Origin of the sequence: Vibrio sp. SBT000027, assembly GCF_963894355.1 — a bacterium.
GTDB lineage: Bacteria > Pseudomonadota > Gammaproteobacteria > Enterobacterales > Vibrionaceae > Vibrio > Vibrio splendidus.
Genome location: NZ_CAWQGD010000004.1, coordinates 1976669 through 1996411, shown reverse-complemented (window position 1 = coordinate 1996411; position 19743 = coordinate 1976669). Strand labels below are relative to the sequence as shown.

Annotated in this window: 19 protein-coding genes and 3 pseudogenes; 15 read left to right on the top strand and 7 right to left on the bottom strand. The window is 41.5% G+C overall.

Translation table 11 applies throughout. The annotated features are described in order from the left end of the window. Positions 1-22: 22 nt before the first annotated feature. From AACU28_RS18690 to AACU28_RS18670, 5 genes and pseudogenes are all read left to right on the top strand, one after another. Positions 23-889: a LysR family transcriptional regulator gene (locus AACU28_RS18690; protein ID WP_108176379.1), complete on the top strand. Its 867-nt coding sequence runs from the start codon at positions 23-25 to the stop codon at positions 887-889. Between the two features lie 187 nt (positions 890-1076). After that, complete coding sequence (locus AACU28_RS18685) at positions 1077-2324, top strand: paraquat-inducible protein A (RefSeq protein ID WP_121603422.1); 1248 nt, start codon at positions 1077-1079, stop codon at positions 2322-2324. 24 nt (positions 2325-2348) lie between these two features. Continuing rightward, a complete protein-coding gene (gene pqiB, locus AACU28_RS18680) occupies positions 2349-3974 on the top strand; it encodes an intermembrane transport protein PqiB (RefSeq protein ID WP_004734644.1) in 1626 nt (541 codons plus the stop codon). Continuing rightward, complete coding sequence (locus tag AACU28_RS18675; RefSeq protein ID WP_108176377.1) at positions 3974-4477, top strand: PqiC family protein; 504 nt, start codon at positions 3974-3976, stop codon at positions 4475-4477. The genes pqiB and AACU28_RS18675 overlap by 1 nt, the downstream gene beginning before the upstream one ends. Before the next feature lie 120 nt (positions 4478-4597). Beyond that, positions 4598-4833, top strand: a pseudogene (locus tag AACU28_RS18670) (hypothetical protein). A 193-nt stretch (positions 4834-5026) separates the two neighbouring features. Here the strand turns inward: AACU28_RS18670 and AACU28_RS18665 are convergent. Both AACU28_RS18665 and AACU28_RS18660 read right to left on the bottom strand, forming a co-directional pair. Beyond that, positions 5027-5446: a BLUF domain-containing protein gene (locus AACU28_RS18665; RefSeq protein ID WP_017079037.1), complete on the bottom strand. Its 420-nt coding sequence runs from the start codon at positions 5444-5446 to the stop codon at positions 5027-5029. Positions 5447-5651: 205 nt separating this feature from the next. Further along, positions 5652-5843, bottom strand: coding sequence for a hypothetical protein (locus AACU28_RS18660; RefSeq protein WP_004734640.1), 192 nt, complete (start codon positions 5841-5843; stop codon positions 5652-5654). Between the two features lie 527 nt (positions 5844-6370). Between AACU28_RS18660 and AACU28_RS18655 the strand changes: the two genes are divergently transcribed. From AACU28_RS18655 to AACU28_RS18615, 9 genes and pseudogenes are all read left to right on the top strand, one after another. Further along, entirely contained in the window at positions 6371-6796 is a 426-nt protein-coding gene (locus AACU28_RS18655; RefSeq protein WP_004734639.1) for a hypothetical protein, read from the top strand. A 235-nt stretch (positions 6797-7031) separates the two neighbouring features. Further along, positions 7032-7844: a hypothetical protein gene (locus tag AACU28_RS18650; protein WP_108176461.1), complete on the top strand. Its 813-nt coding sequence runs from the start codon at positions 7032-7034 to the stop codon at positions 7842-7844. Between the two features lie 123 nt (positions 7845-7967). Next, positions 7968-8219 (top strand): TIGR03643 family protein, encoded by a 252-nt coding sequence (locus tag AACU28_RS18645; protein WP_108176375.1) that lies wholly within the window; start codon positions 7968-7970, stop codon positions 8217-8219. A gap of 58 nt (positions 8220-8277) precedes the next feature. Continuing rightward, a complete protein-coding gene (locus AACU28_RS18640; protein ID WP_108176373.1) occupies positions 8278-8673 on the top strand; it encodes a DUF3465 domain-containing protein in 396 nt (131 codons plus the stop codon). A gap of 50 nt (positions 8674-8723) precedes the next feature. Further along, the gene (locus AACU28_RS18635; protein ID WP_108176371.1) at positions 8724-9260 is read left to right on the top strand and encodes a GNAT family N-acetyltransferase; all 537 of its coding nucleotides are present in this window, start codon (positions 8724-8726) and stop codon (positions 9258-9260) included. A gap of 14 nt (positions 9261-9274) precedes the next feature. Further along, positions 9275-10036 (top strand): nucleotidyltransferase domain-containing protein, encoded by a 762-nt coding sequence (locus AACU28_RS18630; RefSeq protein WP_108176459.1) that lies wholly within the window; start codon positions 9275-9277, stop codon positions 10034-10036. A 146-nt stretch (positions 10037-10182) separates the two neighbouring features. Continuing rightward, on the top strand, positions 10183-10692 hold the full coding sequence (locus tag AACU28_RS18625) for an RDD family protein (protein WP_054541011.1): 510 nt from the start codon (positions 10183-10185) through the stop codon (positions 10690-10692). 30 nt (positions 10693-10722) lie between these two features. Further along, positions 10723-11115: an NUDIX hydrolase gene (locus AACU28_RS18620; RefSeq protein ID WP_108176369.1), complete on the top strand. Its 393-nt coding sequence runs from the start codon at positions 10723-10725 to the stop codon at positions 11113-11115. 51 nt (positions 11116-11166) lie between these two features. Continuing rightward, positions 11167-11985 (top strand): annotated as a pseudogene (locus AACU28_RS18615) (phage integrase N-terminal domain-containing protein); the annotation flags it as partial. A 60-nt stretch (positions 11986-12045) separates the two neighbouring features. On the opposite strand, the gene AACU28_RS18610 reads toward AACU28_RS18615, so the two are convergent. Then, positions 12046-12963: a hypothetical protein gene (locus AACU28_RS18610; RefSeq protein WP_108176367.1), complete on the bottom strand. Its 918-nt coding sequence runs from the start codon at positions 12961-12963 to the stop codon at positions 12046-12048. Between the two features lie 279 nt (positions 12964-13242). Continuing rightward, complete coding sequence (locus tag AACU28_RS18605; RefSeq protein WP_108176365.1) at positions 13243-14064, bottom strand: restriction endonuclease; 822 nt, start codon at positions 14062-14064, stop codon at positions 13243-13245. 148 nt (positions 14065-14212) lie between these two features. Here AACU28_RS18605 and AACU28_RS24585 point away from each other — a divergent pair. Continuing rightward, positions 14213-14427, top strand: a pseudogene (locus AACU28_RS24585) (integrase); the annotation flags it as partial. 183 nt (positions 14428-14610) lie between these two features. Here AACU28_RS24585 and AACU28_RS18600 read toward each other — a convergent pair. The 3 genes from AACU28_RS18600 to AACU28_RS18590 form a co-directional block, all read right to left on the bottom strand. Then, positions 14611-16257 carry a UvrD-helicase domain-containing protein gene (locus AACU28_RS18600; RefSeq protein ID WP_108176363.1) on the bottom strand — a complete coding sequence of 549 codons (1647 nt, stop codon included), beginning with the start codon at positions 16255-16257 and terminating at the stop codon, positions 14611-14613. Then, complete coding sequence (locus tag AACU28_RS18595; RefSeq protein WP_108176361.1) at positions 16254-18173, bottom strand: AAA family ATPase; 1920 nt, start codon at positions 18171-18173, stop codon at positions 16254-16256. The genes AACU28_RS18600 and AACU28_RS18595 overlap by 4 nt, the downstream gene beginning before the upstream one ends. Positions 18174-18262: 89 nt before the next feature. Further along, entirely contained in the window at positions 18263-19030 is a 768-nt protein-coding gene (locus AACU28_RS18590) for a hypothetical protein (RefSeq protein WP_121603421.1), read from the bottom strand. Positions 19031-19743 lie beyond the last annotated feature (713 nt).

The window sequence follows — 19743 nt, the reverse complement described above, 5'->3', positions numbered from 1 at the left end:
TTTGTAAAAAGAGAACAATAAAATGAGTAAGCTAAAGCAGATGTCGATTTTCGCTCATATCGTAGAGCAGGGTTCAGTATCAGCTGCGGCTGAAAAGCTTGAGTTGTCTAAATCTGTCGTCAGTCAGCACCTCAAAATTTTAGAACAAGAGCTAGGCGCTTCTCTTCTTAAGCGCACAACACGCAGGCAATCTCTGACTAGTATGGGTGAGCGCTTTTATTTAAGTTGCAAAGACATTAACGTGATCGCTGAATCGGCTTGGGATATGGCGAAAGCTGAGCTAGAAGAGCCCCAAGGTCGGATTCGTATTACGGCGTCGAATGCTCTGATGGACTTGCTCGTCGTACCTGTCATTGCAGATCTAATGAAGCAATATCCGAAGTTAAAGCCAGAACTGATAAGCGACGATCAGCATCTAGACTTCATGGAACACGATATTGATCTCGCAGTTCGAGTAGGCAGTTCACGAGATAGCAACCTAAAGCAAAAGCGTTTAGGTGAGTTTAAAGACGTGTTGTGTGGTGTTGAAAGCATGCGAAGTCGTGAGCTTGAATCTATTCCTTACATTGCAAATTCTTGGCAGGGAAAACAGGTGACTCATCACTTTAGTTCGCAAAATGAACAAGACTTTATTTACCAACAGCCAGCCAGCTGCATTACGAACTCCTTTCACAGTTGTCTCGCTTTGATTAAATCTGGCGTCGGTATCGGCGCTATTCCAGACTTTTACCTTCATCAGCTATCCGGTGAGGTGGTCGACATGATGCCAAGCTTTCAATTACCCACTAACACGGTTTATGCGCTAAACCCATTCGCTTCAAACACACCTATCGCTATCAAGCTGTGTGTTCAAGCGTTGGAAGATAAGCTTAAGCAGAACTTAGTTTAAGATTTCTAGACACAGCTCTAGGGTTGCGAGGAGGTGGCCAATTGGTCATCTCTTCTTTTATCTTTCTACCTCTCATTTCTACGATACTGTATTTGTTTAATTGGGTGCATATTGGCAAAAAATCCAACCCTTACTTATAGTTAGTCTTAGTGTCTAGTTGCTTATCAACCGCTAAGAGGTGCCGTTATTGTCTGATCTTTGTACCAAGTCATGCATCGAATGTGGGTTCGTCAGCCAGTTCCGGGAATTACCTTCGGGCAGTAAGGCGTCTTGCCCTCGTTGTCATCATACATTGTGCAGCATCGGTGCGAGTAAGGGACAAGGAGTGATGGCCTACGCAGTGGCCAGTTTGATCACACTCGTGATGAGTCTTACTTTTCCCTACATGTCATTTAGCGTCCAAGGTATCAGTCAACAAATAACCCTTTATCAAGCCGTGGATATGATGAATAGGTTAGATAATTCACTGATTGCCGCGCTCTTATTTCTTGCCGTTATTTTCCTGCCTGCTTATTTTCTGATTAGCGCGATCTGGTTCTATTCGTTGACTGAAAAAAGGCGCACCCACTCGCCGAACCTAAGCCGTTTAGCGATCTTCATTTTAAAGACCTTGAGCTGGGTTAAACCGTGGCTCATGGTGGATGTATTTTTGATTGGTGTGTTGGTTAGTTTGATTAAAATAGCAGCACTAGCCGATGTCTCTATGGGCATATCATTTTGGGCATTTGGTATCTACGCTATGCTGGTGGTCAAAACCATTTCGTTGGTTGATTTTGATTGGATCTGGGACCGATTGATCCCACCTAAGCCGTTGCATGAATCGGTAACGGGTAGCCTTTTTCAAAAGCACGATCATTTGGTTTGTCATGTTTGTGGGCAGGTTCACTTGTACGATGAACAACTTAGTCAATGCTCTCGTTGTCATGTTCACCTACACCGATTTAATCCAACCAAAAACCTTCAGATAGCGTGGGCTCTATTACTCACATCCATTATTTTTTACATCCCGGCAAACCTATACCCAATGATGTATACGTCTGCATTCGGGACGAGTGAAGGTTCAACCATCATCGAAGGTGTCATCATTCTGTGGAATATGGGGTCATACCCAGTCGCTTTGATCATCTTGCTTGCCAGTGTGTTTATACCGATGGCAAAAATGATTGCGCTCGCATACTTGTATTGGAATGCAAAAAGGGTTCAGGGTTTACCTGTTCATGAAGCGACTCGATTTCTCAAAATATACCGTGTTACTGAGTTTATTGGTCGGTGGTCAATGATAGATATTTTTGTGGTTGCCATTCTGGTTGCCTTGGTTCAATTAGACGGATTGATGGCGATTTATCCTGGGCCTGCTGCTTTGTCTTTTGCTGCCGTCGTCATTTTCACTATGTTGTCGGCAATGATTTTTGATTCTCGAATTATATGGAAATAATCTCTCGGTAGAGGTGTGGGGTATATGGAAAAACAAAGCGCGTCAGATGCGAAAGTATCAAAAAAAAATGAATTGTCTCCGGTCTGGATTGTGCCCATTATCGCGGTTCTGGTCGGCTGTTGGATGTTGTTTCAGTACTTCAACAATCGCGGACCAGAGATCACTTTGATTTTGCCTGATGCTTCAGGTATCGAAGCTGGAAAGACAGCAATTAAGTCTAAAAATGTACATGTGGGCACTATTACGGATGTCGCGCTGAGTGAAAATTACGAATACATCATAGCCAAAGCTCAGATAGACAAGAAAGCCTCACGCATGATCAATAAAGAAACCCAATTTTGGGTGGTTGAGCCCCATGTCGGCACCGATGGCATTAGTGGGCTTGAGACCATTTTGTCGGGGTCGTACATTGAGTTGAAGCCGGGTAAATCGAGTGAGTCTCAATTGAAGTTCGATGTATTAGACACACCACCCGTCGCGGGACCAGATACCAAAGGAATACGTGTGGTGGTTTCACATAATAAGGCCAATCAACTGCGTGTAGGAGAACCTGTCTTGCATCATGGCTTCGTGGTGGGTCGGGTTGAGAAAACAAGCTTTGACTATGAAAAGAAAGAGGGTAAATACCAACTGTTTATCTTTGCACCTTATGATGGCCTGATTTTCGAAAAAACGCAGTTTTGGCTATCTTCTGGAATCGATGTGAAGTTTGGTGCGAATGGTTTAGACGTTAACTTTGCGTCAATAGAAAGCATCCTGACTGGCGGTGTGAGCTTTGATGTGGCCGAGAGTATTAAGCCTGGATTGCAGATAAAAGAGAACCTTCAAGAGTACACTCTGTACGACAATTACGACGCGGTTTTACAAGGTAAGTACACGACATCGATCGAGTATGTGTTGCTATTTGAAGAATCGGTTCGAGGTTTAAGGAAAGGGGCTCCAGTGGAGTATCGTGGTGTCAGGATTGGCACTGTGGATACGGTGCCGTTACAAATTCGCATGGATAAAGATGGCAAGGTCTCGAACCGCATTCCTATCTTAATCAAGCTGGAAATAGAACGAGTTTCTGAAGTCTTTAGAGCCGTGAATGCCGAAGCCTTTGCTGAACGCGTCAAGCTGCAAATGGGCGAAGGGTTAAGAGCAACCTTGAAAACGGGTAACTTGCTCACGGGAGCGCTGTTTGTCGACATTAATTTTTATGAAGATGAGGAGACTTACGAACCCAGAGAGTTTGATGGTTACCCTGTGTTCCCGGTTGTCGCGGGTGGTCTAACCGAAATTCAAAATCAGATCACCGATTTCTTAACCAAGATTAACGAGCTACCGTTAGACGCGACTATCGCCAATTTAAACGGATCGCTTGCATCATTAGATACTACCTTGAAGAGTGTCGATCAACTGATGGGTAGTGAAGGCGCAAAAGCGTTACCACAAGATCTGAGTGACACCATGAAGCAACTTGAGGCGACATTAGAGAGTTACGATGATGACTCCGACGCTTACAAGCAATTGATCAGTGCATCTGAAGAGTTAGAACATGTGTTAAAAGAGCTTCGCCCACTGATTAAAGTGCTGAACGACAAACCGAATGCGTTAGTGTTCGGTAGCGAAGTAGAAGAAGACCCGATTCCAGTTAAGGGAGTGGAATAATGAGAAAGCAATTTATATCACTGGTTGTGTCAGTCGGGCTCTTGGGGTGCGCTGCGCCTACTGATGGTACTAACGCGTACCTCTTGCCTGAAAGTACATTGGATAAACCGATCTTTAAGGTCAAAACTAGTGTTGATTTGCCGGATTACCTCGACACGATAGGAATAGCTTATCGCAAGTCTGAGAATGAATTGGTGTCTGCGCGTAAACACGTTTGGGCGGAAAACCTTGAAGGGTTGCTTGAAGAGCGGGTCAATACTTCTGATACATCAGGAGAGCCCGAAAGAGAGTTGACTATAACCTTTGAGCAGTTCAATGGTTCTTATACCGGAAACGCAGAAGTGAAAGGAACTTGGGTATTGAGCGACCAAGATACAGTACTTGCGCGTGCCGACTTCGAATCCAAAGTACCCTTGAAAGAAGCGGGTTATGAAGCACTTGTTGAAGCCCTAGGTGAGGGGTTAGATGAGGTGCTATCTGAGATACAGACGCAATTGCCTTAAAGCTAATTCTTAGGGCTGTTTTCAATTTGGCAAATCTCGGTTTTCCTCATTTTTTTGGTTGTTGATGGCTAAAGTAACTCTATCGAAAGAAAAACGAATGATGAAATACAGAGGTGACGTATGAACAAGTTAATCGCACTAGGCTTATGGCTTTTTCCATGAATACTGCGTTGGCGGCAGACGGCAATTATACAGGTACAATCGACATGAACCTAACTGCGCCAAATAAGACTAATGTAGAGCGTGTTGAATCAGAACCTGTATTACAAAGTCGCAATGAAGCATCTTCTGGTGGTTTGAAATTCCAAATTGATACAAAAGATCAAGCGATTGAGTTGACTGGTCGTCGAGATTAATTAAGAGCGTAGAACTTAATTGTTTAAGGGTCCGAGTTGAGCATATTGAAAATGCTCAACTCGGACTTTTATGTTTAAATTCTTGTCCTAAAATAAAGGTGAGATGCACATCTAACCTTTTATTAAACTCAAAATGACAAAACCTTATTTGGTCGCAGGTTCTTCTATAGTAATCGTTCCAAGTTGAGTTTTGTCACTCGGATGGCAAATTCTGTTTCAACTCTAAAAGCATTCGGTAAGCACTTTCGCCAGACATTTCGTACGGGTTAAATTGATCAGATGTTGAAAACTGTAAGTTCAACAGCTCGGTTAAATTGGACTGCGGAATGTCTCCCATCGACCAATCTCCAAATTCTCTGCTATCAATCTCTTTAAAATAAAGTATTGCGACGTGATTGTGTCTCTCGTCGTTAAGAATATGATTGTACGTGTGGTTAACGGCCTCTCTAGACCCTTCAATACATTGAAGAAAGTACTTTTGATTATGGCTGAGAAGCCCCGTTAAATGGCTCTGCCGATTATGATCTCGCGAGATAGCGAGTATCTCCTCCAATGCTTTGGAATCACAACATTCGGAAAGCGTACTGACATAAATTAACCGAGTTAGGAACATAGGCATCATTTCGAATTTTTGTTCAAAGGGTATTAATAAATATAAGCCAAGCTCATGGAATTGCGAGTTATTGATTTAATTGTCACTCGGTGGCTTTTGGAAGAGAGAGGATGGGGATGAAATAGAAAAGGGCAGGTCGCAAGATACGCTAAAATGACTCGAATGTTGGCCATTCAATTATTTTAGCGACCTGCTTGTGAGCTCGTTAGTTATTTAGAATTGAAATCGATTCAACGTTTGAAGACGCATCAAAACGAACATTGACCAACACACTCTCTCGTTCGAAAGTCACATCATCAAAGTCAGTAGCCGCGATCTTGAATCCATTTCTTGCGAATAAACTCGTCACTGTTGTTCGTTGTTTCTGTTCCATAGCGCATGTCAGTAGTTCATTCATCGTGATCTCCATTAGGTAACCGTGTGCATAATGTAAGCGTACAGTCTCTTTGTTATGAGATCAATTGCTTAATCGATAAGCTATGTTGATATGTTCAATTGAATGATTTTGGTATTCAAAAAATCAATGATCAAGAGGGAGGGTGAATGTTCTGATTATGGAAGATGGAGCGTTATGTGACCGTGGTTCAGCATTCCTAGAGCGTGAGATTCATTGCAAAAATCTCTTTGAAATAAGTAGTTACAAAGCAGGGTGAACCATGGCCGCCGTTTAGTATGTTCGGTCGATTATCGGAATCACTATCGGCCTATATCTAACTTAACTAAAGTACATCGATTTATGATGAGTAGATTCCTTAATAAGCCTTCTTTCTATTAAAATTTCAAATGTAAGACGGTGTTGTTATAAGTGTTATTAATTGCATAAACTTGATTTTAATATTAGTTTGATTTATAAAATAAGCACTCGTTCATTAACTTCATGATTATATTAGTTTTTACTAACCTTTAATAACATGGAGAAAGGCGATGAAAAAGAATCAAACACGCAACAGGTTAGCGAATTTAGTGCGACTTCGTAGGTCATACAAAGCATCAGATTTTCTGGTGAGCTCTAACGAACTCCGAGTTAAGAAAGATGTGTACAGCTTACGTAAAATCAAACAGTTAGAAATTCGCCAATTGGGTCTTAAAGAAAACGCAATCAATATTGTTTCGTTGGCTTTAGTTCTCTCGGCTGCGACTTGGGCATTTGTTCCTCAGTTCGGTTTACCGATGCTTGCACTGACCTTTATCTTGGCGTTTGTTACATGGCGAAGATATGAGTTGCGTGCAGAGTTTAAAGGAGCCGATGAAACTGGCGACCATTGGGTTTCCGTGGCGCGCGGTTGTACTCGAGAAGAGTTCAAAGTGCTGAAAAACGTTGAATTGGCTTTGCGCGATCAGGTGTCTTAATACTTTAGATTTCTTCGTATTTGGGCCTTGTTAATGCCAGGGTCTTATAACCTTAAGCTCCCATAATCAATAAAGCTCGTCATTGCATGGCGAGCTTTTTGTTTTCTGAAAAACACAGATAGTGCAGGTTACTTTGAGAGGCCAATGCTTATATGTGTAATGGTGATTGATATGAATCTTAAGTCACGGTATTTGTGATGCTCTTTGTGGTTTTGAAGATAGGGAGAGGATGGAAATGAATACACGAGTCAGTGAGAGTTCTTTTAAAAGGCTCATCCAGTTAGTTGGTTGTGTTTTGATTATAGTGTTGAGCAATAGTCGACTCTCTAATGCTCAAAGCATCGAGTTTCCCACTTGTGCACAGAGTGAGATATTGAATACAGAGATCCATCTTTATGTTGATGAATCTGTATTAGCCGAATATTCCAAAGCATTTGTTGCCTCTAAAATAGCGACATGGGAAAGCTATTCGAATCTGGTGTTGAAAAACTCCTGCATTCCTATGACGCGAAAAGTCACCAAGGTGATTTATACGCCAGAAATCGACAGCCTTTGGTTTCAAGATTTGGGGGCAGCAGAGAGGTTATTAAAATTATCGATGGAAGAACCGATTCCAGAAACAACAGAAGACGGCGTCCCCATTTTTACTGGGATAGTATTTTCTAATTATAATTTTAGCTTTGAGTCTGATTATTGTGGTATGTCATCTTCGGTATCCTACTTTTTTTCTTTAGCGATAAACTGCCCTGATTACTTAATGGAGCATGAAATTGGCCATTTAAGTGGTGCTAATCATGACTATAAAACGTTATTGAAAGATTTTGATAGTATCGAAAGTTACATTTCTGGAACGTATCCAAGAGCTCCTCAATATTCCTTCGGTGCAATTTGTGCTGACAGAGGCACAGTGATGTCTTATGAGCGAGATGTTATACCTGCTTATTCCAGCCCGGACATCAGAGTGGATGACATAAAGTGCGGGGATAGCAAATACCACAATAATGCGAGAGTGCTTAGAGAGTTCGCACAAGCTTATTTAACCCCATGATTGCCTAGTTGGTAGTCTGTTGTTTTATCGAACGTTATAACGCGTTCAATTCAAAGTGTTTGTCCTGTGATCTTTAAATTTGGAACGAGCGTATTTCTCCCAGTTTATAAAGGAAGAGTATGCATGATGCTATCTAAAGAGAATGAATCAAGAATTATCGAAATGGCGTGGGAAGACAGAACGCCGTTTGAAGCAATAGAACTGCAATTTGGTTTAAAGGAATCGCAAGTGATTCGTTTTATGCGTAGCCATCTCAAGCTTGGCAGTTTTAAGCTGTGGCGCTCACGTGTTTCTGGGCGCTCGACCAAGCATGTAAAACTGCGCAGTTCGGACGTTTCGAGAGGTTATTGTCCGACTCAGTACAAGCATCGTTAAAAGAGGGGATGCCCAGCCAGTATCCCAAATCAACACACAGATATGGGAAATGAAAGGAATGAAACCATTTTGCGCGCTACTTTTGGTGCTGCTTAGCTTCGGCATCAGTCATGTTCAAGCGAATGATACGCGACTTAAGCAAGCTTACGAAAATCACCAAAGCGACGTTCAGGTGCGCGGATCGGGTACGGTGTATCGAGTACTTCCTGATGATAATAAAGGCTCTCGACATCAGAAATTCATTTTGCGACTCGATAGCGGACAAACCTTGTTAGTCGCACATAATATTGACTTAGCGCCTCGTGTTCAGGGACTGGCAAAGGGCGATCGAGTTGAATTTTATGGTGAATATGAATGGAACAAGAAAGGTGGCGTAATGCACTGGACGCACAAAGACCCTCGTAATCATCACACTCATGGTTGGTTGAAGCATAACGGGAAAGTATACGAGTAAACACCTCCGAGACTTTTCCCTTCAAGGCTATAAGATAAAAAGGAATTTTGATGTTTAAGCTGGAAACTGACAGGTTGATTCTTCGAGATATGAGTATCGAAGACGAGTGTGCCTTTGTTGCGATCTCTCAAGACGCAAAGTATCAGCGTTTCTATGATGAAAGTGATTGCGAACCTAACAAATATCGAGAGCTAACTCAGTTGTTTGTTGCACAGGCTTTAGATGTCCCACGCCAGTCTTTTCAACTAGCGGTTGAAAGCAAAGACTCGGGGAAGTTTATTGGAACCGTTTGTTTGCGCCTTGAGGGTGATCGACAAGCTTCGATGGGCTGTGCTTTCTCGAGGGAAATTCAGGGAAAAGGGCTTTCTATAGAAGCATCTGAAGCCCTCGCTAATTTTGGTTTCTCAGAGTTAGGCATGCATCGTATCTACGCCGAAACCATCAGCAAGAACTTGGCTGCGATTAAATTATGTAAGTCACTGGGAATGAAACAAGAAGCGTGTTTTAAAGATCATCGATTCTTCAAAGGTCAATGGTGGGATACAGTTGTGCTGGCGGTTCTACGTTCTGATTGGAAAAAGGCTTAGTGATGGAAAGTGGCATACAGAAGCTAGATAGAGGGCTCGATAAAGACGGATTCATTCAAAATCTTTATTCGCCAAAGAACATTGCGCCTGAATTTCAAGACGTGGTGTCAGCAGTCGTTGATTCGCTGCTAAGAGAATTTCCAGGTCAAGTTGATGGTATCTACTTGTATGGAAGCGTGCCTAGAGGAACGGCCATTGTTGGTCGCTCTGATTTGGATGTTTCTATCGTACTTGCTACGCCTGTTGGTCAGAGAGAAAAGGAAGTATTTAACCTACTTTCCGACACCATACCCCAAACCTATCCTCAAGTGACTAAGCTTGATATTGATCCAGGGTCTCTCTCAGAGGTTCTGCAGCCCAACGAAGAATTCCATTGGCAGTTTTGGCTCAAGCATTGTTGCTGTTGTATTTGGGGGAATGATCTATCTATAAAGTTTCCACGATATAAGCCCAGTAATGAAATAGCCCAAGCTCTTAATGGCGATTTATCGACTTTTCTTAAGCACATGCCCTCGAGTTTCAAAACAATGACTGATGCGGATGTCGTTAAGGTAATTGGCAAAAAGTTAGTGCGAGCGGCGTATTACTTTGTGGCCGAGCAAGACGGCAGTTGGTACATCAATCTAAGCCAGTGCGCTGCAGTCGCCAAGCGCTATTACTCCAATCAAAGCGACGATATTGAGCTAGCTCATCAATACGCTCTCGGAAATTTGATATCTAAAACAGAAGCTTTTGAATTGTATGAAAGGCTGAGCAAAAAGCTGATTCGAGAGTAGGTGAATCGGCTAGTCAATTTGGGGGAATGGTGGTATATGCATACCACTTCGCATTTGTTTTATAAATCATGGTCAGTTTAATGTTTTAAAAACTGATGTGTTGTAGTTTCTCTCTTTGGTTATCGATAAGTGCGTGAGGAACAAGAATGTACGCCAATAAGTATTCAAATTTTTGGAGACGCTTCTTTGCTATCTGGATAGATTCAATCGTATTTTTGCCATTGGAATGGATAGATGATTACGTGCTTTCTGGAGTGATTAGTTCGGGTGGTGTTTTTGCTTGGGGAATTGTGAATTCACTAATAGGGATTACTTACTACGTTGGTATGCATGCCAAATATGGACAAACGATTGGTAAGATGGTCACGAGAGTAAAAGTGGTCGATGTATCTGAAAGCAGAAACCTAACCCTCAAACAGTCTTGTATGAGAGATATTGTCCCAATCATGCTTATACCTTTTAGTCTCTATGCTTATGCACAACTGTCGTTCTACGGCCAAACCTGGGAAAGCTTAGAGCAAGGCCGAGCCTTTATTTTTGTTGGTTACGCAATGATTGGTTGGGTTCTTTTAGAGTTCATCTCTATGTTGTTTAATCACAAACGCAGAGCGATTCACGACTTCATTGCGGGCTCTGTTGTCGTAAAGAAAGTCTAAATATATAAACTATGGCCTAAGGAAACCCCGATGGATGTATATGAGTGTGTCTCTTTTATCTTGCTGAACGAATCACAAGTATTGCTAGAAAAGCGTAGTGAGTCTAAGGAGACCGATCCCGGCTTAATCACTATACCTGGCGGCCATATTGAACACGGTGAAAACCAGGTTCAGACACTCTTTCGTGAGATCGATGAAGAGCTTAATGTTGTTCCGATTGATTACCAATACTTGTGTTCGCTTTACCATCCTACGAAGGAACTTCAGTTGATTCATTACTTTGTTGTGAGTGACTGGAAAGGAGATATCACAGCTCAAGAGGCTGATGATGTTAAGTGGTATTCACTTAATACAGCGCCTGTCGGTATCACTGCCGATTGCGTTGCGTTGAAAGAAGTAGAGCGGGTAGGTAGGTATCTTTAGTTTGGATTTGATAACATGTTTTAGACGTTTTTGAGGGCTCAAAAACGGTGAAACCCCGATGGCTCTAAAGCGACTCAAGCAGAGCGCAAGAAGATACTAAAGTTAGCTGACAAACAACTAAGAGAGCTTAACGTCAGAAAGCTTGAGCTAAGGAACTTGGGCCGCAAGCATATAGAGAAGCTTGTAACTTATTGGCAAACTCAAGGTCTAGCAGCGGGCACAATCAAGACGTGTATGACTCACCTGCGTTGGCTCTCTGAAAAAATCGGGAAGCCAGGGCTAGTTCCTAAAAGCAATGCTTCCCTTGGTATCGAAAACCGCAAGTATGTCACCAACCAGAACAAAGCCAAATTCCTATCAAATTCAAAATTAGCAACACTCAAGGACAGGTATCTTGACGCGAGTTTTCGTTTGCAAGCCGCGTTTGGCTTGCGCCGAGAAGAGTGCATGAAGATCCAGCTTTATTTAGCAGATAGAGGCGACCATTTACATCTAGTAAAAACCAAGGGAGCAAGACCTAGGGATGTGCCTATTCGTACTTTGGAACAACGCCAGTTAATTGATGAAGTGAAAAAGTGGGTAGGGGATAACTCTTTAATTCCAGAAAATGCTAAGTACGTTTCTCAGATGAAAAGATACGAAAGAGCTTGTATCAAAATGGGCTTAGACAAAGCGCATGGGTTACGGCATGCGTACGCGCATCAACGATACTTTGAATTGACGGGTTTTAATGCTCCTGCTGCGGGAGGGCCGTCAACCAAGGGATTAACAGGAGAGGACAAACAGCGCGACTTTGAGGCAAGAATGGTCATTACTGAAGAATTAGGGCACGGAAGAGAAGAGGTTACTGCAGTTTATTTAGGCCGTTAAAGCTTATAAGTGAAGTTCGGATTCCTAATTCGGAATCCGAATAGTTGTCACTCGTTCCCCCTAATTGAAAAACTGTCTCAAGTTCTTGAAAAGGTGACGTACAGATTTATAAGAGAGCAGTGTTAAAATGCTAATAAAGAGCACCTTTAGCCAGACTCCGAAACCTACATACATCAAGATATTACCCATAATTGATAGGTAAAGAAGTGATTTGAAGAGATAACTTTTTAGAGTTGCACTCTCTTCATTTCTAATGCTTGATTTTAGGTCCCATTTTAACGCAGTCTCCCGTTCTTCTTGATTTTTCAACTCTCTAATAACCACTCTAGCTATTGAATCTGTTTTAAGAAGTTTTACCTTTTTTCGGTTATAGCTTTGGCATAGAGTATCTACAGAGCCAGCAGAGCAACTACCATCTTCGATATCAATATTCTCAAACTTGAATCCAGACTTTTGGTAGAAGTTGTTTCGTAGTCGTTTCTTTTCATTAGTTTCAGCATCTTTATAAGCTAATGAAGGTGAAGCTACTAAATAATGACCAAATCCTTTATTTAAAAGCGTGTTTACTAAGTACGACATACAGAATCGACCAATACCTCTGTTTTTAAAATTAGTATCGAGCATCCCTAAGTTTCCCTTTGGACCAAATCTGACCACTTCGTCGGTCTTGCTGACAGTGACTGAAAAAACATTTTCAATACTAGATAAAGAAGGAGGGTAAGTATCTTTGAGCGTCCAACCACTACTCTTACTATGAGCAGCGATTTGGGTTATAAATAATTTGATAAAGTGGGAGTCTGTTGTCTCAGCATTAAAGACATCTATTTTGTAGACATGGCGCTCTTTAACGTTAAAGCTAGTATTAAAGTGATTGTTATCTCCTTCTACAAATTCTCCTTGTAAGGCAGTGTAGATAGTCAGTGTGTCTAAGTAGACCAATTGTTTCTCAAGGGTTATATCGGATTCAAAAATAGTCATTTTTTCTCTTTTATTGGCTGTATCATCTTAAGTTTCTGCTACGTTGAAAGTTAACTCATACCTACTTAAAGCCGCCCTAATAGTTTGTATTTTTGGCAAAGAAAATAGCAATAAGTGGTATATGAATTTTTGTTTTGACGCTCTAATTAGGTTTTGTATTGCATTACCGATATGTAATGCCTTTTACATCTAGTTACGGTTAATACATGTTTAGGGATTTTTAAGTTAGGCGATCACAACTGCCCGATAACAAACATTGATAACTTCGAGCATGGGAATTCAACAGTCGCAAGTATAACGGCACTTTGGGTACGTCGAGCAACCATAGAAAGACATTCCAGTTTTAGCTCCCCGCTTAGCGACACGTATTACGAGCTTAGATTGGCAACGTGGGCACATCCTAGACTCACAGATAACTCTTGGTGCTGGAGTAGTTATTGATGGTTTATTCTGAAAGCTTCGCCCATCTTCAATCATATGAACCAGTTCGCTGCCGTTGACTAACCACAGGCGTTTATCTAGGGAAAAGGCAACGGCCTCAGAAGTGAAGTCGCCCGACGTTACAATTATCATTTTACTGGCATTGTTCGCGATCATGACTCCGTACATTTCCCTTAGAACTTGCACTCCCACTTTACGAGTTTTCCAATGCTTACATTGGACAAGGCTTAACTCATTATCCTTTGTGAGCCAAATATCAACACCGCCGTCAGGTTTTTGAGTGAAAGACTGTTTGACCGCATACCCTTGAGACTTAAAGTATTCACCGATGTAACTTTCAAATTCTATCCAGTTTAGGTGATTTAGCGGTGAGGTATTTTTATGCTCTCTAACCTGAGAGCTCGTCGTAAGAAAGCTTCTCTTCCTCTTGTATTGCTTGAAAAACGCTATCGGTGCGGGAAGCAAAAATAAGAACGTAAAGTATGGTGCCATCAAGGGTAAGTTTGGAGCTATAGCTTTAAAGAGGAAGTTATCACTTTCAATGGCTAAGTTAGGCAATAGATATGAAAGTCCCAAATAAATACATGCTGATAGCAATACGCTTAGCCACCATGGAGCGTCCATTAAGTGCCATATAATCCCATCATTTTTTCTTGCCATTTAAATTCACCCAGTAGCATATTGGTGCATTAAAGCACAACTTATAAGTACTTGAAATAGTGAGGTTGTTGATATGTGTTAGGGTAATGATTTCAGTAATACTAAATATGCTTCTTAGATGAAAAAACACAAAAGAATTTTTATCTAAATAGGCTTAGATAAAGTGCATGGTTCATTGCATGCGTATGCGGCTCAGCGATACTTTGAATTGACGGATTTTAATGCTCCTGCTGCGGGACGGGGCCGTCAACCAAGGGACTAACCGGAATGGACAAACAGCGTGACTTTGAGGCAAGAATGGTCATCACTGAAGAATTAGGGCATGGAAGGGAAGAGGTTACTGCAGTTTACCTAGGCCGCTAAAGCTAGCAAGTTAAGTTCGGATTCCTAATTCGGGATCCGAATAGTTGTAACTTGTTATTGGACAAAAGTAAGTTAGGTAGGTGACCCTAATTCATGTTGGGTAGATTAGGAAAAGTATCGCGTGATACCGTCTTTCGCGATACTTTCTTATCTGTTAGTTAATAAGAGATACAAACATTGTTCTCATATTACACATCCCAAAAATCTTTCCTGTTTGCACCTATGAGCGTCCCACCTTCCATAATGATCTGCAGGCCTAGAGCGAAAGCTAACATGTGTCAGCAACAACCTTCGTTTTGCTCTTGAAACCCCAACAAAAAAAGTACATAAATTTTCTTCTGGATTTCCCCAGTAGCTTTCATTTTCAACACCTAGTAACACTACAGAGTCAAACTCTAAGCCTTTACTCTTATGAACTGTAAGTATTCTAACTGCTTGATCATCTTCAAAACGCTTCAAAGACTCCAGAAGAGAGAGTCCAGTTGACATTAATTGATCGATCTTGGAGCAAGTATCATTGAGCACCTCACGTAAACGTGATTCTGTTTCGTAGTCATGTGACAGAGACATTAGTGATTGAAATCCCACCTTATTAACAAAACGTTTCAAGCAGTCCCATCTCTTGGGGTTTTCAGATGTTATAGGATTCTGATTTAGTGACTTCTTTTCCCCTATAATGAAGCGTTGCCAGTTTTGAACTAACTCTCCTCTTTCATCGTCATCTTCAGTGAATGGAACTAGCTTTTCCATCAAGCGAATCCAGGCAGAAGGTTCTTGTTTGCCAAAAGTGCTTAATAAAAAATCTACAATTAGGCGTGCTGCTGGCTCAACTGATATATCCTGAAACTGTTGTTCATTCCTATATGGAATACCTCGGTCACGCAGAGCTACCATAAGCTTCATTGCATATAAGTCAGGTTGATTCTTGATGAGTATAGCTATCTCGGAAGGAGGGACTTGCTCTTCATTTATCCATATACCAATTTTCTCAGAAAGATAATCGGCTTCTTCTTGGCAATTTTGGAAAGGGTGAATTTGTATTTCACCTTCGTCTCCCACTACTTGCTCTTCAGGCATAACTGAAGCAGGGTCCAGAATTTTGACGATTTCATTTTGCAACTGAAGAAGCTTAGGCTTTGAACGAAAATTTCGGTACATATTGAGTGGGACAGCTTGGAAGTCTTGTTTAAAGGTTTCAAAAATTCCGTCAAGTGCACCGGCCCATCCCATAATTTTCTGCTTTGTATCACCAACAGCCGTAAGGCGAATATTCGTTCCTTGAAATGCAACTTTTATAAGCTCGTACTGATGGTTTGTGCAATCTTGGAACTCATCTAAAAAAACATCTGTGTATGTTTGTCTCAACGCATTTCTAGCTAGAGGAGATTCCTTTAATATTTTTATTGCAAGCGGGACCAAGTCCGTGAAATCAATTTGCTTGTAAAGGACTTTAGGACCAATTGTGAAGCCCGCTTCTAAGGCCTCATCCCCAGTTAATACTGGACGAAAGCGTTCTATAATTCGCTTAGCAAAAGCATGGAATGTATAGCTATCAAAACGTGATGATAGTTCAATACCACACCTGCGCTGAATTCGTTCCTTTAAGTTGCTGCTCGCATCTACCTTAAATGAAATAGCAAGAATGCGTCTAGGGTATCGACATGAACCTGTACGAAGTAAAAAGTCTGCTCGCTGAGCAAGCATTTCCGTTTTGCCAGCACCTGGACCAGCCGTCAAAGCTAAGCTAACTTCGCGTTCCCTAGCTGCTCGATAAGCGTTAGGCTCCAGAATTAACCCGTCCGCTGGTTGCCAGCTTTCTACTCTAATCATTCAGGAAGCCCCAACAATATTTCTTTAGCAGCTTCAACCAACCGCTCCAAGGATGGGGGAATGTTTACCAAGAGTTGCTCATCAGGTAGTTTAGATAGAGCACTGATATGCTCAGCGGGTTTACTACCTACCTTGAATAACTTGTGATAAGTGATAAATAGCTTCCGTTCTTCATCGTCATATTCGGATGCTTCAGTACGAGACTTGCCCAACACCGCTTTGATCTGTGGAAGTTCTGGTTCAACTTGATCATCAATTTCTATATTGAATGCTGGAGGAAAAGCTCTCAACATTGCAAAATCTAAGTCCATTGGATAAGAAAAAAATACTCTTCGCTTTTCCATTTCCTCTAAATAATTATGATAGTCTCTGATTTTATCGTCAGGGTCGTCCCATCTTGGGATTACTGCATATCCATCAGTTAACTGAAGGTCCGGTTTATGTAGTATTAATTGATCATTGGTTGTTTTGATACGCCCCCAGCCGCCTTGATATCTACCCACGTCAAGGTCTAAAAGTGTAATGTGCGGGATATTTAGTCCTTCGAGAAGCCTCCAAAAGTGGTTCACATGCCGTCCACCAAGGGGAGCTACGGTAATACCAAATGCGTCAACAGGAACTCCTTTAACTTCTAATAATCGTGGTATGACAATTTCTTCACTGTCACCTTCCCCAAGAATAACCAAGCGTGAAAAGTATATTTCAGGAAAAGCTTTTACCGCCTGAGTGACAAACTTATTAGCATCGCCGTAATGCTCCTCATCAGGTATGTTAATGCTAGCAATAGTTGTTTCTCTGTCCGAGTTCAAACGCATGTAACGTATTTGTTTCGGCTCGACACGTCTAAGCATCGATGGTGCATGGGTTGCGATGAGAGCTTGAGCATCTCCGTGACCGAGCATCTCTTGAAGAGAACTCACAATTCTTCCTAAATAGTGAGGAGATAGACTATTTTCCGGTTCTTCTACAGCAATTAACGTAAACACTGCTGGACGAAGTTTATCAGGGTCAAAAGAGTCGTCTCCCTTTAACACTGAGCGACCAATTGCCTGAGATGAAAGGACTAGAGACAAATATAACATCGACTTTTGCCCATCACTTAGCCGCGAAAAGTCAACGTTAGCTTCATCGTGTCCTGGAGCAAATGAAATAGACAAATGGCGAAGTAGTGATTCAATTTCGCTAGCCACAAAAGTAATTTTTGGTTGTGTGAAAAACTTCCCTTTATGTAAACAAGACCATGACTTTTGGATACTTGTACTTAGAGCATTTACCGATATGTTTGCGTCAAGGCTCGCACTAATTTGGTCTGTATGCCCCTTTACAGCTTCTCGCTCTACTTTCCAATTAACAGCTCTTAACATACGCCCTAATAAAGCATTGGCTCCAAAGGTGATATGTTCAGCTGGATCTCGTCTCGCTGGAAGATAATGTATTTGAATCTGATTGCGGTCTATACGAGAAACTTTAGCTGTACTATGTGGTTGCTGATTTTCATCTAGCTCCAAGACATATATCAATGACTCATCGATATCACCATCAATACCCATAGATGCTTCTAGACGAAATCGCACTCGAGGCGTATCTTCCCCATTGACTAATCTCATATGAGCAAAGTGTGGTGGGACAGTTGTGCTATCTGCCTCTTCATGCAATTCAGGGAATAGAAAATCAGCTTCAATCCAAAGCGTTCGCTCTTCAGGGGGCTCCGTTTCGTTATATGGAACATGAAAGTCAGATTTCTTTATCCGTCGTAAAGATGGGTCAAAAGCAAACATTCTACAAAGTGCCTGAAGAGCAGCCGTTTTTCCTGAGCCATTGGGGCCAATTAGAAAAGTTAGATCGTCAAAAGATAATTCTGTAGGTGTTGATCCATAACTCTGAAAAAGTGAGATTCGTAATTTATCGAGTTTCACTATGTCTCCTCATTCTATTATTCAATAGATTAACTTAGATATATAAATGCATGCTTATGCAGTCAAGCTTAAACAGTTTGTATAGATATTTACCTAGATGCTTTCAATTTGCCTATCGCTTCTAAGATTCTTTTTACTGCGTCTATAGCCTTCTGAGGTTCATTACACTCACTAGCCAAAATTCTTTCTACATGTACACCTTCGTGCTGTAACGTTCGTACTCTCGCTTGTGCCTCTGCAGGCGTTTCCTGGTGTACGGTATCACCGTCGATTTCAACGACCATCGTAATTCCATTATGGACTATTACAAAGTCAGGCTCGATTCGGCTATATGTCTGCCCCCCGCGAATAAAAACAGGCAGTGGTGAAAAAGATACGCCCTCTGACTTTAGTGCTCTATAAAAATGAATTTCTGGTTGTGACCTAAACAACAAACCATCAGTCGATAGAGGTGCAACATTATCTGAACGTACACGACCTTGATTTGTAATTTTGCTACCTGATAGCCAAGCTGACGCTTTATCACGCCATTGAGGATCTTCTTGGACGGCGGGAATGATTTTTACAGTCGACAGAGTATCATTCTCAAAATTTGATAAGAACACACCAGCGTTCTCCAAAATAGCATGCTCAATTTCTGCCAAGTCTGACTCTAATTGTGGATACAAATTAATTGGAACATGTAAATACAAAGTGTGATGAGTTGTACCACCGTTCCAGTTATCGTAATAGCTTTCTTTAACTTCAGGGGATGAATAGGTCAATACAGCAACTTCTCGTGCTGCACCCTTTGCAGCAAACAATCTAGCTAATGTCCCCAGAATCGATTCTGGGTCTGCAAAAAAACGTGTTTGCATAAATTTCTCCAATAAAAATGGTTAACGCCTGATTACGATGAGCAACGCTGCCAGAGGACTTGAATATTCCAATTTAAACTCAAAACCCAACGATGGAATGAAAAATGCCATGTGTTGAGAATCACTATTAAATGCTTTGTATGGATTTTAGCTTCATATCATCCGCACATTCTGCCGTTTCTTCGTGTTTGTCTCAATAGATAAACTTCATAGTTTCAATCATATAAATTAATTGCATAAACCCTTGGTTGCTTATTTGATTCTAATCAAAGTTCCCTAGAACCGTTGAAGCATGGTGGAATTTACTCCCGTAATACAACACGGTGATTCACGACAAACAGCATTAGAAGAATGGATAACTTCTAGTAAGGCAGAACCCCTTGAACAAGGATATGAATGAGTAAAAGGTCGATCCAACAATGGGGCAGAAATAATTCACGAAACAGGTTGTTTCGCAATTGTGCAAGGACCTCTTGCACAATTGAGTCCGAGAGTTTGTCCAACAGCCTGTTTGGCAATTGGGAAACAGGCTGTTGGACAAATAAATCTCATGATGGTCTCTTGCGTTCTAAACACGCCTTGGGGCACTTTCGAGTTAGAAAGTGCCACGAGTCAAAATTCAGGTCTATGAAGCCTCTGGACAAAAGCGTTTTAGGAGATTGGTTCTAACATGCGAGATTTGGATTAGACAAAGTATCTGGAAACCTTAAACG